The organism is Paraburkholderia sp. GAS448 (assembly GCF_050435685.1).
Taxonomy (GTDB): Bacteria; Pseudomonadota; Gammaproteobacteria; order Burkholderiales; family Burkholderiaceae; genus Paraburkholderia.
Map to the genome: position 1 here is coordinate 23,951 of NZ_JBNDKT010000024.1, position 14,730 is coordinate 38,680.

Annotated in this window: 15 protein-coding genes and 1 riboswitch; of the genes, 6 read left to right on the forward strand and 9 right to left on the reverse strand. The window is 65.0% G+C overall.

Annotated features, from left to right (window positions below; translation table 11 throughout):
- Positions 1 to 2 precede the first annotated feature (2 nt).
- A complete protein-coding gene (locus P3T23_RS32430) occupies positions 3 to 1,271 on the reverse strand; it encodes a D-amino acid dehydrogenase (RefSeq protein ID WP_429320160.1) in 1,269 nt (422 codons plus the stop codon).
- 16 nt (positions 1,272 to 1,287) lie between these two features.
- Positions 1,288 to 2,556: an MFS transporter gene (locus P3T23_RS32435; RefSeq protein WP_429320161.1), complete on the reverse strand. Its 1,269-nt coding sequence runs from the start codon at positions 2,554 to 2,556 to the stop codon at positions 1,288 to 1,290.
- 273 nt (positions 2,557 to 2,829) lie between these two features.
- Here P3T23_RS32435 and P3T23_RS32440 point away from each other — a divergent pair, with 273 nt between their 5' ends.
- A complete protein-coding gene (locus tag P3T23_RS32440; protein WP_429320162.1) occupies positions 2,830 to 3,768 on the forward strand; it encodes a tyrosine-protein phosphatase in 939 nt (312 codons plus the stop codon).
- Positions 3,769 to 3,977: 209 nt separating this feature from the next.
- Here the strand turns inward: P3T23_RS32440 and P3T23_RS32445 are convergent, their stop codons facing one another.
- Together P3T23_RS32445 and P3T23_RS32450 are read right to left on the reverse strand one after the other, a co-directional pair.
- Positions 3,978 to 5,249, reverse strand: a complete 1,272-nt coding sequence (locus P3T23_RS32445) for an ATP-binding protein (protein ID WP_429320163.1) — start codon at positions 5,247 to 5,249, stop codon at positions 3,978 to 3,980.
- Positions 5,246 to 5,983 (reverse strand): response regulator, encoded by a 738-nt coding sequence (locus P3T23_RS32450; RefSeq protein ID WP_429320164.1) that lies wholly within the window; start codon positions 5,981 to 5,983, stop codon positions 5,246 to 5,248. The genes P3T23_RS32445 and P3T23_RS32450 overlap by 4 nt, the downstream gene beginning before the upstream one ends.
- Positions 5,984 to 6,275: 292 nt before the next feature.
- On the opposite strand from P3T23_RS32450, the gene P3T23_RS32455 reads away from it, so the two are divergent.
- Genes P3T23_RS32455 through P3T23_RS32470 form a run of 4 tightly spaced genes read left to right on the forward strand, consistent with a single transcriptional unit; the run spans position 6,276 to position 8,133 of the window.
- On the forward strand, positions 6,276 to 6,458 hold the full coding sequence (locus P3T23_RS32455; protein ID WP_429320165.1) for a hypothetical protein: 183 nt from the start codon (positions 6,276 to 6,278) through the stop codon (positions 6,456 to 6,458).
- Positions 6,459 to 6,511: 53 nt separating this feature from the next.
- Positions 6,512 to 6,673 carry a DUF6726 family protein gene (locus P3T23_RS32460; RefSeq protein ID WP_166656118.1) on the forward strand — a complete coding sequence of 54 codons (162 nt, stop codon included), beginning with the start codon at positions 6,512 to 6,514 and terminating at the stop codon, positions 6,671 to 6,673.
- A 3-nt stretch (positions 6,674 to 6,676) separates the two neighbouring features.
- Positions 6,677 to 7,411 carry a hypothetical protein gene (locus tag P3T23_RS32465; RefSeq protein ID WP_429320166.1) on the forward strand — a complete coding sequence of 245 codons (735 nt, stop codon included), beginning with the start codon at positions 6,677 to 6,679 and terminating at the stop codon, positions 7,409 to 7,411.
- Positions 7,412 to 7,464: 53 nt separating this feature from the next.
- Positions 7,465 to 8,133: a flagellar basal body L-ring protein FlgH gene (locus P3T23_RS32470; RefSeq protein WP_429320167.1), complete on the forward strand. Its 669-nt coding sequence runs from the start codon at positions 7,465 to 7,467 to the stop codon at positions 8,131 to 8,133.
- Positions 8,134 to 8,182: 49 nt separating this feature from the next.
- On the opposite strand, the gene P3T23_RS32475 is transcribed toward P3T23_RS32470, so the two are convergent.
- The 5 genes from P3T23_RS32475 to P3T23_RS32495 form a co-directional block, all read right to left on the reverse strand.
- Complete coding sequence (locus tag P3T23_RS32475; protein ID WP_429320168.1) at positions 8,183 to 8,947, reverse strand: response regulator; 765 nt, start codon at positions 8,945 to 8,947, stop codon at positions 8,183 to 8,185.
- Between the two features lie 104 nt (positions 8,948 to 9,051).
- Positions 9,052 to 9,681, reverse strand: a complete 630-nt coding sequence (locus P3T23_RS32480) for a hypothetical protein (protein WP_429320169.1) — start codon at positions 9,679 to 9,681, stop codon at positions 9,052 to 9,054.
- A 48-nt stretch (positions 9,682 to 9,729) separates the two neighbouring features.
- Positions 9,730 to 10,215: a hypothetical protein gene (locus P3T23_RS32485; protein ID WP_429320170.1), complete on the reverse strand. Its 486-nt coding sequence runs from the start codon at positions 10,213 to 10,215 to the stop codon at positions 9,730 to 9,732.
- Between the two features lie 242 nt (positions 10,216 to 10,457).
- Entirely contained in the window at positions 10,458 to 11,231 is a 774-nt protein-coding gene (locus P3T23_RS32490) for an SDR family NAD(P)-dependent oxidoreductase (protein ID WP_429320171.1), read from the reverse strand.
- Positions 11,228 to 12,967 carry an ABC transporter ATP-binding protein/permease gene (locus P3T23_RS32495; protein WP_429320172.1) on the reverse strand — a complete coding sequence of 580 codons (1,740 nt, stop codon included), beginning with the start codon at positions 12,965 to 12,967 and terminating at the stop codon, positions 11,228 to 11,230. Before P3T23_RS32495 ends, P3T23_RS32490 begins: the two co-directional genes overlap by 4 nt.
- Before the next feature lie 284 nt (positions 12,968 to 13,251).
- Positions 13,252 to 13,388, forward strand: a riboswitch (TPP riboswitch).
- Between the two features lie 198 nt (positions 13,389 to 13,586).
- Here P3T23_RS32495 and P3T23_RS32500 point away from each other — a divergent pair.
- Positions 13,587 to 14,720 (forward strand): FAD-dependent oxidoreductase, encoded by a 1,134-nt coding sequence (locus P3T23_RS32500; protein WP_429320173.1) that lies wholly within the window; start codon positions 13,587 to 13,589, stop codon positions 14,718 to 14,720.
- The last annotated feature ends 10 nt before the right edge of the window (positions 14,721 to 14,730 follow it).

Sequence of the window (14,730 nt, forward strand, 5' to 3'; positions counted from 1 at the left end):
CTCTACCGGCGGCGATAGCGTTCGAGCGTCAAGCCGTCGAGATCGATCTCCGGCGTGCGCTGCGTGACGAGATCGGCGACTACGCGCCCCGATCCCATCGACATCGCCCATCCTGTCGAGCCGTGTCCAAGATTCACCCATAGCCCGTCGATCCCGCTCGGACCGAGCAGTGGCGCACCATCGGGTGTCATCGGCCGGCGGCCTACCCAGAACTGCGCCGACGAGGGTTGCGTCGCATGTGGAAACCAGTCGTCGAGCACCTTCATCAACGTCTGCAGCGCCTGTTCGCGTAGTGTCGCCTGACGGTTGCCGAGTTCAGCCGTCCCCGCTACGCGCAGGTTCGGGCCAAAGCGCGTGATCGCGGTTTTCAGCGATTCGTCCATCAGTGCGGCGTGGGGGGCCTTCTCATCGTCGGTGACAGGCAGCGTGGCCGAATAGCCTTTCACCGGGTAGAGCGGCACCCGCACGCCAAGCGGCGCAAGCAGGTCCGCACTGTCGACACCCAGCGCGACGACGACCGCCCGCGCCGGGAGCGTCTCGCTGCCGCGCTCGCTGTGGATGCGTACGCCACGCACCGATCCACCCTGCACATCCAGACCGGACACGCGTGTGTCGAAGCGGAACGTCACGCCGTTGCGTTCGCAGATCGCGCGCAGTTCGCGGGTGAAGCGCGCGCAGTCGCCGGCTTCGTCGTCGGGCAGATAGAGCCCCGCGAGCGGCGCGTTGCGCGCCCAGCGCAGCCCCGGCTCGATCTGCTCACATTCCCGTGCGCTGACTTCGCGATGCGCGACACCCGCGTCACGCAGGATGGCGAGCGCCGGTTGCGCGAGTTCGACGTCGTACTCACTGCGGAACAGTTGCAGATAACCCTGGCTGCGCCCGTAGTCGAACGGATAGCACGCGCGGAATTGATGCAGACACGAACGGCTGTAGTACGCGATGCGTTGCATCCGCTGCTTGTTCACGCGAAACCGCGCGAGATCGCATTCGCGCAGCCACCGCGCGATCCACCGCCACTGCGCCGGGTCGAGCGTGGGGCGGAAGATCAACGGGGACGCGGGTTTGAAGAGGTACTTGAGGATTTTCGTGGGCATGCCCGGCGCGGCCCACGGCGTGACGTACCCAGGCGCGATCACACCTGCGTTGCCGAAACTGGTTGCCAGCGCAACATCGGGCTCGCGTTCGATGACGGTGACGTCGCACCCCTGCTCGCGCAGATAGAAGGCGGTAGCGACGCCGATTACGCCTGCGCCAAGAACGATCGTATTCATCTCGGTGATGCTGGTTTCAGGAGGCGGCCGAGGTCGGCGACGCCACGGCAAGCGACTTGCCCTTTGTCTCCGGCAGCAACAGTGCGGCGACGATCACGAGCAGATAGCCCGAGCCGGCGACGATGCCCATCGCTTTCACAAGGGTCATCGTTTGCGACATTGTGCCGACCAGAATCGGGAAGAACGAGCCGAGGCCACGCCCCAGGTTATAGCAGAAGCCCTGGCCGGAGCCGCGAATCGCGTTCGGATACAGCTCCGACAGATACGCGCCGACGCCCGCAAAAATCCCCTGCACCACGATGCCGAGCGGAAAGCCGAGCGCAAGCATCATGGCGTCGGTGACGGGCAGCATCGTGTAGACCATGCCGAGCACGAACGAGCCGACCGCGAACAGGATGAACGACGCGCGCCGCCCGATCCTGTCCGACAGAATCGCACCGACGATGTAGCCGGTGAACGAGCCGACGATCAGCACGATCAGATAGCCGCTCGTGTTGAACACTGAAAGATGGCGCACCGTTTTCAGATAGGTCGGCAGCCATGTGGTGATCGCGTAATAGCCTCCGAGCATGCCCGTGCACAGGATGCTGCCGAGCAACGTGGTTTTCAGGTGCGGGGACGCGAAGATCTCGAGGAAGTGCGACGTGTCGAAGCCGCTTTCACGGGCGCGGCGGGTCGCGACGTAGATTTCCGGGTCGCTCACGTTGCGGCGAATGTAGATGATCCACAGCGCGGGCAGCAGGCCGACCCAGAAGCACGCACGCCATGCGTACTGTTCCGGCAGCAACGCGAAGGAAGCCCAGTAGATGATCGCCGCGGCCGCCCAGCCGAACGACCAGCTGCTCTGCACGGTGCCGACCGCTTTCGCACGATGCTGCGGCGAGCGGATCGTCTCCGCCATCATGATCGTCACGACCGACCACTCTCCACCGAAGCCGATGCCCTGCAGCGTCCGCGTGGTGAGCAGTTGCCAGAAAGAGTTCGTAAAGCCGGACAGGCAGGTAAAGACAGCAAAGGTGGCGATGGTCCACTGCAGCACGCGCACACGGCCGCAACGGTCCGCAAGAATGCCGGCCAGCCAGCCGCCTATCGCCGACGAAATCAGCGAACTGGTCGCGATCATGCCCGCCTGGCTCTTCGTCATGCCCCACGTGGCGATCAGTGTCGGGATCAGGAACGAGTAGATCATGAAGTCGAACGCATCGACCGCATAGCCACCGAAGCCGGCGTATAGCGTGCGCCGCTCGCGCGTGGTCAGCTCCGTGAACCATTGAAATGACCGCATCGGGTCTCCTGTTTGTTCGGTGGCGCGGTTCGTGGGGGCGGCGCGTGCCGCAAACTGGTGCGTATGTTACGGCGAGACAATATAGCGAACCAGCCGGAATAAAAAGATGGTTGCGGCTGCAATGGGCGGCGCGACGGCACGCGCTTTCTGATCCTTACCGTTTCCTACCTTGTAACCCGGTCGTTTATGACGCCCGTTACACTCCGGCGCGACGTGGACCATCCGCACCCTTCGATATCCCTTCGGCCACCCCGCCCCTTACCGATACGTTCAATGGATTTCACCGCGAAAGATCGCCTGCCTTCCCGGCCCCGTGTGGCATCGCGCTACCCGGGTTCAGGACCGAAGCTCATGGTCGAAAAGCGCCGCAGCTTCCTGCGGGGAACGGCCGGCATCCTGTTGATGTCGGGGTTCGGCAGCATGATGCTGACCGCGTGTGGCGGCGGACCGGTCGAGATGGTGGCGACGCCGCATCTTGCCTCAGTCGACAATTTCCGCGACGTGGCAGGCACCGGCGATGGCTATCCGACCGTCGACGGCCACCGTGTGCGACGTGGCGTGTTCTACCGCTCGAATGTACTTGCGTTGAGCGGCGCCGACGAGGCCGCGCTGGACGCCCTGGGTATCGTCGCCGTGTACGACCTGCGCACGCCAGGAGAGCTTGCGAGCGTGCCGGACGTGCTGCCTTTGCGCGCCGCGTACGTGACAATCAATATTGCCGGCACGGATGACGTGCAAATCCCGCAGTTCGCCACGCCGGCCGACGCGGTCGCGCTGGAAGAAAGCACGGAGCGCTCATACGTTACCGGCGGCGCGCCGCGAGCAGGCTTTCGCATGTTGTTGACGGATCTTGCGAATACGCCCGGCGCGCAGCTCTTTCACGACGCGACGGGTGCCGACGCCACCGGCTGGGTAGCGGCGGTGCTGCTCAGCATCGCGAACGTGCCGTTCGACGTGATCATGGAAGACTATCTTTTGACGAACTCGGTCGCGGCGGCGTCGATCAGGTCGAATCTCGATACGGTGCGCGCGCAGCTGGGCGATACCGTCGCTGCCAACGCAGCACCGCTTTTCAACGTACAGGCGAGCTTTCTGCAGGCAGGCTTCGATCAGGTGCAGGCGAGCTACGGCACGATGGCGAACTATCTGACACAAGGTCTAGGGCTGTCGCAGGCGACCATCGATGCGTTGCACGACAAGCTCGTGGTCTGAGCTCGTAAGGCAGGGGCGTGGCAGATGCGTGGCAGGTGCGTGACAGATGCGCGGCGCCCAAAAAGAGTGGCCCGCTCTCATGGAAGCAGGAGCGGGCCGAAGGGGCCTCGAGAGAGCCGGGGGCGACTATAGCCGTCCGCCTGCCTGACTCGTTCCTCCGGTAAGGCGGCGTAAGCGGTGCGCATGCACCGTCCGCACGGGCGTCGCACCTACCGCTGCCCGTGCTCGATCGGCAACGCAATCTGCACGCGCAACCCACCTCCCGGATGATTGCTTACATCGCAGCGGCCGCCGCGGTCGTGCGCAAGACGCGAGACGATCGCGAGTCCGAGTCCGCAATGTCCCTCGCCACCGCGCGCGGCGTCCAGTCGCACAAACGGCTTCATCGCCGCGGCGATCCGGTCTTCCGGAATCCCGGGGCCGTGATCGCGCACGGCGACGATCCAGTGGTTGCCGTCGCGTGCCGTTTCGATTTCGACGGGCGGTGCGCCGTGTTCGAGTGCATTGTCGACGAGGTTCGTCACGAGCCGGTCGAACAGCGTGCGCGGCAAGGTGAACTCGGGCCCGGCATGCAGGTTCAGCGTGAAGAGCGGGGCGTCGGTGCTGTCCGTCGTCGGGAACTGCTCGCGCAGGAACGCATCGACGGCGACGGGCGGTCCCGCGTCGACGGATTGCCCGGCAAACTCGAGGAACTGCTGCACGATGTTCGACAGCGAATCGACGTCGCGAATGAAGCCTGCCCGCTCGCGCTCGGCGATCGATACGCTCGCGCGCAGCTTGAGGCGGGTCAGCGGCGCTTTCAGGTCGTGGGCGACGCCGGCCAGCATCACGGCCTGGTCGTCGTCGGCTTCGTTCAGGCGCCGCATCATGTCGTTGAACGCGCCGATCAGGTCGCGCAGTTCGCGAGGTCCCTGTTCGGTGACCGGCACGGGGCGGCCGCCTGAGCCGAACGCACGGGCCGCTCGCGCGACGCGCGACAGCGGCCGCTGCATCTGCCACGCCACCAGCAGCGAGAGAATCAGCGCCGCCAGCAACATCGAGACGGTTTCGATCAGAAAGCGCGGCCGGGGCGGAATATCCACGGGCACGACGATCCACATCGATTTGCCCGGATAGCGCACCCACAGACGCGGCGGCCGGGCGTCATCGACGGCGATTTCGCTGCCGGGCGGCAGTTTGGCGCGCAGGTGGCGGCTCAGGTCGATCAATGGCGGATCGGTGGGCTCGCGCAGATGCACGGTCGAAGGCATGTTCCACGTCGGCACCGTATGCACCCGCATTGCGGGCGCGAGATCGGCGCCGCTCACCGCTTCGCCGTTCGCGGCCTGCAGGACGAGCAGGATGCCGCGCGCGAAACCGTCGACCTCGTGGTGCGGCGGCTGCATCACGATCAGCACGAACCAGCCCGCCTGGATGGCGAGCAGCACCGCTGCCGACAGTAAAGCCATCCTGCCGAACAGCGTGTTCAGCGGATTCCTCATGTGCCGGTTGCGGCCTCGGAGAACGAGGTGCCTTCAGCGTCGGGCACGAACACGTAGCCCTTGCCGCGCACGGTCTGCACGTAACACGGATTCGACGGGTCGTCCTCGATCACGCGGCGCAGCCGCCAGATGGGCACGTCGAGACTGCGATCGCGAAAGGCGAGGTCGTCGCGATGCACGAGATCGTGGATCAGTACACGCGAGAGCACCTTGTACGGATTGTTGACGAAGATCTTCAGGAGCGCGAATTCGCTGTCGCGCAAGGCGAGCCGGTTGCCGTCGCGCAACAGGGTGCGCGTCGTGAAGTCGAGTTCGAACGGACCGAAGCTGAAACGCTTGCGGGCCTCCGGTGCGCTCGTCGTGGCCGGCCCGCGCCGGCGCAGCACGGTATGGATGCGCGCCAGCAGTTCGCGGGGGTCGAAGGGCTTCGTCAGATAGTCGTCGGCGCCGAGCGACAGACCGACGATGCGATCCGCGACCGTGCCGCGCGCGGTGACGAAAATGACCGGGATGTCGTCGCCAGCGGCGCGCAGCGCGGTGAGCGCGCGCAGGCCGTCGGTGTCCGGCATCATGATGTCGAGCACGACGACCGACGGGCGTTCGCGTTCGAGCCGCCGCTGCAGATGGGTGCCGTCGTGCAGCACGGATGCATCAAGCCCGTTCGATTGCAGGAAGCGGCAAAGCAGATCGCGTACGACCGGGTCGTCGTCGACGATTAGGACCTGTGGATTCATCGCGAAATTCTAGACCGGCGAGCGAATTTCGAGGTAACAGTTTTCCTTACCAACACTTACTGCGCTCCATTAATCGTCGTACGAAATCCTTCCTGAGAAAGATTTTGGAGGTACCCGAAACGGCTCGTAAGCACCGGCGAAAAGCACGCGTTCCTTCCTGCTTCGCGCCCGCACTCACGGCGGGATGATTCGTCACGCAGTACGTTCCTGCTGCCACATGGGCTTCCGCGAACCTGCGGATGCCCGGTACGCGGCGCTCCCTCTGAACGACACGTGACACGCGAGGCTTACCATGACCATTCAAGGCAATTTCAAGGCGCCCAGCATTCCATCGCTGAAGCCGGCCACACGCCCAACCGGGAAGCCGTCGGGCGAAAGCAAGACCGCTACCCGACCCACTACCGCCGAATCCAGCACGCCGGCGCCGACCTTGCCGACAGGTCTTGTCGGCAATCACGTCGATACGACGGCTTGAAATTACCGGTGCGCGACGTGCGAATTGCAAAATCCCTCAACCGATGCGCATGTATGGCCGCATGGCTGGCGCTTGGCGCGACGCTGCTGCCGTTAGGCGGCTGCGCCGTTGCCGCGTTGCCGTGCCGCCTGAGCGCGGCGACGCTGAAAATCGTGCCCGTGGTGGGCCACGCCGCAGCGGTGCCGTTCGATGCGTGCGCAGCAGCGATCGACTGAACGATGAACAGCCGACTGTCCGTCCGTATTGCTCTGCTGCTCGCGGGGATGTTGTGCGTCGCGACCCGCTCGAGCGCTCATGAGCCGGAGCCTCCGGCGAAGTCCCATCAAAGCAGGGCGAAATCCGCGACGCTGGACGCGCGTAAGCGCATCAAGGACGAGCCCTTCGCATTTCGCGGGATTCCGCTTGGCATCACGCTCGATTCGTTTCGCGCGAACCAGCCGGTCCGCGCGACCCCGCTCGGCAGCGTGCCGGTCTGCGAGACCGACGTGATGGCGGGCGCGCTCGGCATGGGCTTGAAGACGGACAACAGTCTCACCGTCGCCTGCCGCTGGGCGCACCGGACGGACGAGGGCTGGCAGCTGTCGCGCGCGGTCGTCGACGGCGCGCCGGCGCAGGATCACGTGCTGCGCTTCGCACGGGCGGCCGGAGACACGTTGTTCCGCCTCTACGAGATCTCGTTCGTCGTCGACGAACTCACGGCGAACGACCTGCGCGCGGCGCTCGCAGACCGCTACGGCGCGCCGCGGATGCCAGCGCGTGCTGCGTCTGCAGAAGCGGCTTCGGCAGGCGCAGCGATGCCCGTCTACGTGTGGGAGAACGCGGTGAGTTCGATCACATTGTGTTTTCTGCCAGGGACGCGCAACGGCACGCTCACTTACCTGCTGAAAGACCCGGCCGCGTGGGTGAAGTCGGTTGCGCGGCAATGGCAGGCCAGCAGCCCGGATGCGGGTTGACGCCTGGTTTGCATTCTTCCGGCTCCGATGTTCACCATGGATCGGGACTACCCATGATTCCACTCCGTCTCATTGCGGCCATCCTCGCGACGATGTCCTTCGCCGCGTGCATCAGTCCGCCCCAATCGATCGTCGATACGCCGATGATGCCGCCGCTCGCGTCCGCGCCGCTTAACGTCAACTCACAGGGCGCGATCTATCAGGCGGGCAATTCGCTGCTGTTCTACGAAACGCCGCGCGCGCAACACATCGGCGACGTGCTGACGATCCGTCTGTCGGAGGCCTACACCGGAAACAACAGCGCGAACGCATCCGCGAGCCGCGCGAGTGACATCACGGCCGAGGCCGCCGAAAAATCGACAGGCACCGCCGCCCGGCTCGCCAGGCTTTTCAACATCGGCTCGGCGGCCACGACGTTCAACGGGAAGGGCGCGATATCCGATACGAACGGCATGACCGGCACGCTGGCCGTCACGGTGATCGGCACGATGCCGACCGGCAATCTCGTCGTGTCGGGAGAAAAGCTGATCGCGATGAGTGGCAACAACGATCGGCTGAGGCTGTCGGGCATCGTCAATCCGAAGGACATCGAAGCCGGCAACTATGTCGCGTCGAGCAAGGTCGCCAATGCGCGCATCGAACAGGCAGGGGTGGGCATGCTGGCCGATTCGACGACGATGGGATGGCTGCAGCGTCTCTTCATGAGCGTGCTGACGTTCTGATGCACTTTGCGTGTGCCGTACGCGAGAGGCGCCCGTACGGGCGCCCGCTTCAGGGGGTAGCCTGGATGCTCGGAGACGCCGGCATGCAGCGCTCGGCCGCGCCGATCTCGCCATCCGGCACGAAGACGTAGCCCTGTCCCCACACGGTCTGCACGTAGCGCGGCTCCGACGGGTCGATTTCGATCAGCCGCCGCAGACGCCAGATCGACACATCGAGGCTCCGGTTCCGATGCTCGGAACTGCTGCCGTGAAGCTTCTCCAGCAATTGCGCGCGGGTCAGCACGGTCATCGCGTGAGTGACGAATATCTTTAGCATCGCGAATTCGCTGGAGCGCAGCGGGATGCGTTCGCCGTCGTGACGCAACTCGCGCGCCGGGAAGTTGATCTCGAAACGTCCAAAGCGATACGGCGCCCGCTGCTCAGGCGCCGCGCCCGACAGCGGCGCGATGCCGCGACGTCGCAGCACTGTGCGGATGCGCGCAACCAGTTCGCTCGGATCGAACGGCTTGCCGAGATAGTCGTCGGCGCCGAGTTCGAGGCCGATGACGCGATCGATCACATCGGCGCGCGCAGTCAGCAGGATCACGGGAATCTCGTCGCCGGCGATGCGCAGTGTGCGCAGCGCGCTGATGCCGTCCAGCTCCGGCATCATGATGTCGAGCACCACGAGGTCCGGCCGCTCGACCTGCAGGCGGCGCTGCAGACCCATGCCGTGATGCAGCACCGACACCGTATAGCCACGCGATTGCAGATACTCGCGCACGAGGTCGCGGACCACCGGGTCGTCGTCGACAATCAGAATATGTTTGCTCATGCGGCCGATATTAAGGATTGATCGCAGCGCAGGAAAGCGCGCAGTGCTTTCCAAATCTTTCCAGCGTGAGCGGCGCGGAAAGTTTTAGACCCGGGCAGGAAAGGTCAGTTGGCCTGCGAAGTCTGGACCGTCTCGGGCGCGAGGTCGTGTCGATCGACCACCATCCGGTCGATCAATCCGGCCAGCTTGGTCTTTGCGTTCGAGAAACGGTCAAGACCGAGGCCGCCGGTTTCGTAACGGGCCGTGACGAGAATGCGGCCACGCTGAAGCAGCGTGAGATCGATCATCGAAAGATAGGCCTTCGGTTCGTCAGAGAACGATCGACGCCCGTAATCGATGACTGCGTTGTAGACGAGCTGCGCCTCGCAACTCGACGGCGAGGTGCCCGGGTAATAGACGTTGGACTCCACGCCGCGCCGCTGGAGCGCCAGTTGCAGGGCAGGCACGAAATCGCTGACCGAAACGGTCGAGTTCAATTCGATGCAGACCGAACGCAGCGAAGCAGGGCGTCCGTTGATGAAGGTCGGCGACGAATAGTTTCCCGCGATCGCGTAACCCGCCTGGATCACCGAGCCGGTGGCGTCGGCGGCGGTGATCAGTGTCCACGCGCAGCCGTTCAGCCCTAGCGCCAGCGATGCGGCGAGCGCGAAGCTCGCGCCGCGCCGGCGCAGGGCTGCGCGTGCAAGCGGGGCACGTGCAGCCGCGAGGCGGGCGCGGATGACGACGGCGGGCATGGATGCAATATGGTCGGAGCCGGCTGGGAGCACGCGAGGGGCCGCGAGTCAGCGCGTGACGTAGAGACGCAGTTCGTTCGGCGCAACGACGCTCGCGGTGACGAAGACGCGGCGGTCCATGCCCGTCACGACGAAGTGCTGGCGCGTCGGCGTGTTGACGTCGTGGATCACGTTCGGCAGGCACGCGGCGATGTCCGCGCCCATTTCTTCGAGCGGATCGTTGATGACGCCATCGGCCTGCCAGTGCGCGCGCCAGTGGCAGTCGAACGTGTTGGTGGTCGTGCGGCAATCTTCCGCCGCGGCAACCCCTGGCAACCGGGCGGTGGGCTCGGTTTGCAACTGTTTGAAATCGGAGGCGGCGACGATCTGTTTGAGCGCCGGGCAGACATCAGCCGGTTCGGTGGCGAGCGCGCCTTGCGCCGCCGACAGCAGCAACGCCGCTGCACCCAGCACAGCGGCTTGACGTGCGAAGGTGAAGCGGCCCGCGCGTTCGAAACGGTGGGGCAGCAGATTGGAGCGGCGGTCGAGTGACATGTGCGGAATCCGGTAACGAGTGATGTGGCAGCGCGTGGCGGGCGAATGGCCTGCGCGCACGCTAATACTCGCTGCACCGCGACTTTTTCAAAGCGGCGAACAGCCCGCGCGCTTCGTAAGTGCTTTCAAACTCTTCTTGTTGCTTTCCGGATGTTTCCCGAAGTTGCTCAGGTGTTGCTGTGCGACGCTGCCTCGGTGTTGCCCCGGCTGGGCAGATGGGGCGGTTGCTTCGAGCCGAAGTATCAGCCGAGCGTGAGGCCGCCATCGACGTGAATCACCTGGCCGGTGATGTGCCGCGCTTCGTCCGACAGCAGGAACGCCACGAGGGCCGCGATGTCGTCAGGTTCAGCGACATGGCCGAGCGGAGTCGCTTCGGCGGCGCGCGCCCATGCGGCCGCATTGTCGGCGCTTGGGCCGCGATCCTTGCGTGTGTAGCCAGGCGCGACGCAGTTTACCGTCACGCCGTGCGGCGCCAGTTCGGCGGCGGCTGTTTTCGCAAGCGATTCGACCGCGGCCTTGGCTGCCGCCGTTGCGGCGAACGGCGCGTCCGCGTGGTAACGATGCGCGACGAACGAACTCACTGCGACCACACGCCCTCGCTTCGATGTTTCGAGGGCGGCCGTCGAGCGTTTCACGAGCGCCGCAAACGCGCAGGGCATCGCGGCGAACGATTCGGCGAGCGCGTCGGCGTCGAGCGCGCCCAGCGTTTGGCGCTGCGCCTGCCCTGCATTGGCGACGAGCTGATCGAGCGCGCCGAATGTGGCGAGCGTTTGGTGAACCGCATGTTCCGAAGCGCCGCGTTCAGCGAGATCGCCGTACACCGTGGCGCAGGACGCGCCGTTCAATGCGCAGTCGGCCGCCACCGCGTCGAGTCGCTGGCGCGAGGCTGCATCCGCACCGCGCGCATGCAGCATCAGCGCGACGCGCGGGGCCGCGAGGCGTCGCGCGAGCGCGGCGCCGATGCCGGAGCCCGCACCGGTGATCAGCACGACGCGATCGAACGACGCCGTGTTCATGCGGCCGCGCGCTCCATTGCGCGTTCGACGAAGAGCGTCTGATCATGGAACGCTTCGAGCGACTTCCGGTGTGCGACGCTGACGATCGCCGCATTCGGCAGACGTTCGTTGAGCACCCGGTAGATGACCGTTTCGTTGTCGGGATCGAGTGCGCTGGTTGCTTCGTCGAGGAACAGGAAGTCGGGCTTTTGCAGCAGCACGCGCGCGGCGGCCAGACGCTGCTGTTCGCCCGGCGACAGCATGCGCTCCCAGTGCGCCGACTCGCGCAGGCGATCCGCGAAGTCGGACAGATTGCAGACCACCAGCACTTCGCGACAGGCTTCGTCGGTGAACGCGCTTTCGTCCGACGGGTAAGTCAGTGCGGCCTTGAGCGTGCCGATCGGCAGATAGCTGCGTTGTGGCACGAACATCAGCTTCGCGCCGACGGGCGAATCGATCGAGCCTTCGCCAAACGGCCACAGACCGGCAAGGGTACGCATCAACGTGCTCTTGCCGGCGCCGGACGGCCCGCGCACGAGCCAGCGCGATTTCGGCGCAATGCTGAACGAACCGACGTTCGACATCGGCATGCCGTTGGGATGCTGCAGCCGCAGATCTTCGACGACGAGCGACTGCGTGTCCGTCATGCGGATATTGATGCCGCCATGGAAGGTGCCGCCCGAGACCGACTCGCGCAGATGCTGATCGCCCATCACGCGGTGGAATTCCCGCAGACGGTTGACCGTAGCGCGCCATTCGGCGAGCGAATCGTAATTGTTGATGAACCAGGAAAACGAATCGCTGACCGTGCCGAACGCGCCCGTCACCTGCTGATAGACGCCGAGGGAAATGCTCTTCGAAAAGTATTTGGGGGCCGCCGCGATATACGGAAACACGATCGCCAACTGCGAATAGCTGATCACGACGATGTTGAAGCGCCGCGTAAAGCGCATGACCAGACGCCAGTTGTCGCGGATGTGTCCGAACACGCCTTTGAGCGCCCGCTCTTCTGCCGGCTCGCCCTGATAGAGCGCGATCTGGTCGGCGTTCTCGCGGATGCGGATCAGCGAAAAACGGAAGTCTGCCTCGACTTTCTGCTGCTGATAGTTGATCGACACGAGCGGATGGTTGACCTTGTGGGTCACATACGAGCCGGCGGCCGCGTAAATAAGCGCGGCCCACACCATGTAGCCCGGAATGGAGAACGCCGTGCCAAACAGATGGAACGCCAATGCGCCGGACAGATTCCACAGGATGACGATGAACGAGAACAGTGTGACGGTGGTCGACAGCAGGCCGAGCGCCAGGTTGAGCGTCGAACTCGCAAGCGCCTGCAGATCGACCGATACCCGCTGGTCGGGGTTGTCCGCGAGGCTGTCGCGCTCGATGCGGTAGTACGCGCGGTCGCCGAGCCAGTCGTGCAGGTATTGGCTTGTCAGCCACTGCCGCCAGCGGAATTCAAGCATCTGCCGGAAGTACGTGCGGTACGAACCGAGCAGAATCAGCGCCATGGCGATGACGGTGAACTGCAGCAGCGAATACTTGAAGACGGGAAAGTTGTATTGCTGGATCGCGTCGAAGAAGATGCGTTGCCAGTTGTTGAACCAGACGTTCGCCGCGACCATCGTCATGTTCATCGCGACCACGAGCGCGAGCAGGCCGCGCGCGCGCCATCGGTCTTCGGACACCCAGTATGGCTTGATGAGGCCCCATGCGGTGATATCCGTATTCACGGAACCTGTCGGCTTTTCAGTCATAAGCGTCCTTTAGTGCAGAGTGCGCTATGCGCGGCCGTGGCCTGTAACGCATGGATGGGGCGGCGCGCGGTGCGCTCAGGGCCGGGATTGTCGTGGCCCTGGCTTAACCTGAACTTAAATCGTGTAATGGGGGGCCGCCGGCAATCCCGCCCGGAATGGCGCGGCAATGGCTGGCGTATGCCCGTCAACGCGTGCCATTGTGCCAGACGCCGTCGCCAGCCATATTGAATCGATCTCGAGCTGGCCGGTTTGCGGCTGTCGCGCCTTTTATGGTCTAATGACTTTTGACGAAACAGGGGTGCTTCGCAAGCGGGCCATATGGTGTCGATGCGGTTTGTCGACGTGGCTGCGGCGAGGCTGAGAGAGACCCTTCGCACCCGATCCGGGTAATACCGGCGCGGGAAGTTTCCGGAAGTTTCCACTTCTTCCATTTCCCCGCCGGGCGGCATCCGTCACTGGATGCGTGTTACGCCCGGCCGGCCTCGCCCGCCGGTTTCGTCCTTGGGTACGTGCGCTTTTTGCCGTACGGAAAGGATTCGATGACCGCTCATTCTTCAGTTTTTTGCGTCGTTTGCGTCACCTTTTCTGGCGCCGCCTTGAGCGTGCCGGGCGGGTCGCGATGAACGCTTCTGCTCGACAACCGGATTTCGCCGTGCTCGGCGGCGGCCTCTGCGGGCGTCTTGTCGCGTGGCGGCTGGCCGGCGCGGGACGTCGCGTCGCGCTGTACGAGCGCGGTGACGCGGCGGGCACGCAGGCGGCCGCATGGGTGGCCGCCGCGATGCTGGCGCCGCTGGCCGAAGCAGCCAGCGCCGAACTGCTGATTACCGAACTCGGCGCCGCTTCGCTCGAGAAGTGGCCGCAGATGCTTGCGGAACTGCCGGAGCCGGTGTTCTTCCAGCGCAACGGGACGCTCGTCGTCTGGCATCACCAGGATCGTACCGAAGCGCCGCTGTTCGAGCGCCGTGTGCGCGCGAATGCACCGGCGGCGCTGCTGGACGGCGGTTTCGTGCATCTTTCGGGCGCGCAGCTCGGCGCAGCCGAGCCTGCGCTGACCGGCCGCTTCCCGCAAGGCTGGCTGCTGCCGCACGAGGGCCAGCTCGATAACCGACAGGTGCTCGCCGCGCTCGCGGCCGGCCTTGCCGAGCGCGGCGTCGAAACGCACTGGAATACGCCGGTCGACGATCAGGCACTGCCTGCTGCACACGTGACGATCGATTGTCGGGGCCTGGGCGCAAAGCCGGTCTGGCCGACGCTGCGCGGCATTCGCGGTGAGGTTGCGCGGGTACACGCGCCGGGTATCGGGCTGACGCGGCCCGTGCGCCTGCTGCATCCGCGTTACCCGCTGTACATCGCGCCGAAGCAGAACGATCTGTATGTGATCGGTGCGACGGAAATCGAAGGTGAGGATATGTCGCCCGTCAGCGTGCGCTCGGCGCTCGAGTTGCTGAGCGCGGCGTTTTCGGTCCATCCGGGTTTCGGCGAAGCGCGGATTCTTGAACTGAATTCGCAGTGCCGGCCGACGCTGCCGGATCACCGTCCCGCGCTCGTCTGGGATGGCGCGAACATGTTGCGCGTGAATGGCCTGTACCGGCACGGCTACATGATCGCGCCGGAAGTCGCCGACGAAGCCGTGCGTTTCGCAGACGCCTTGCTGGAAGGACGTATCGTGGACGCCGACGCCTTCGGGGACTGGCGGCGCGACGCGCGCTGGACCGACCTTTTTCATCAGGACACCCGGCCGGCGCTGGCCTGAGCGGACCGGC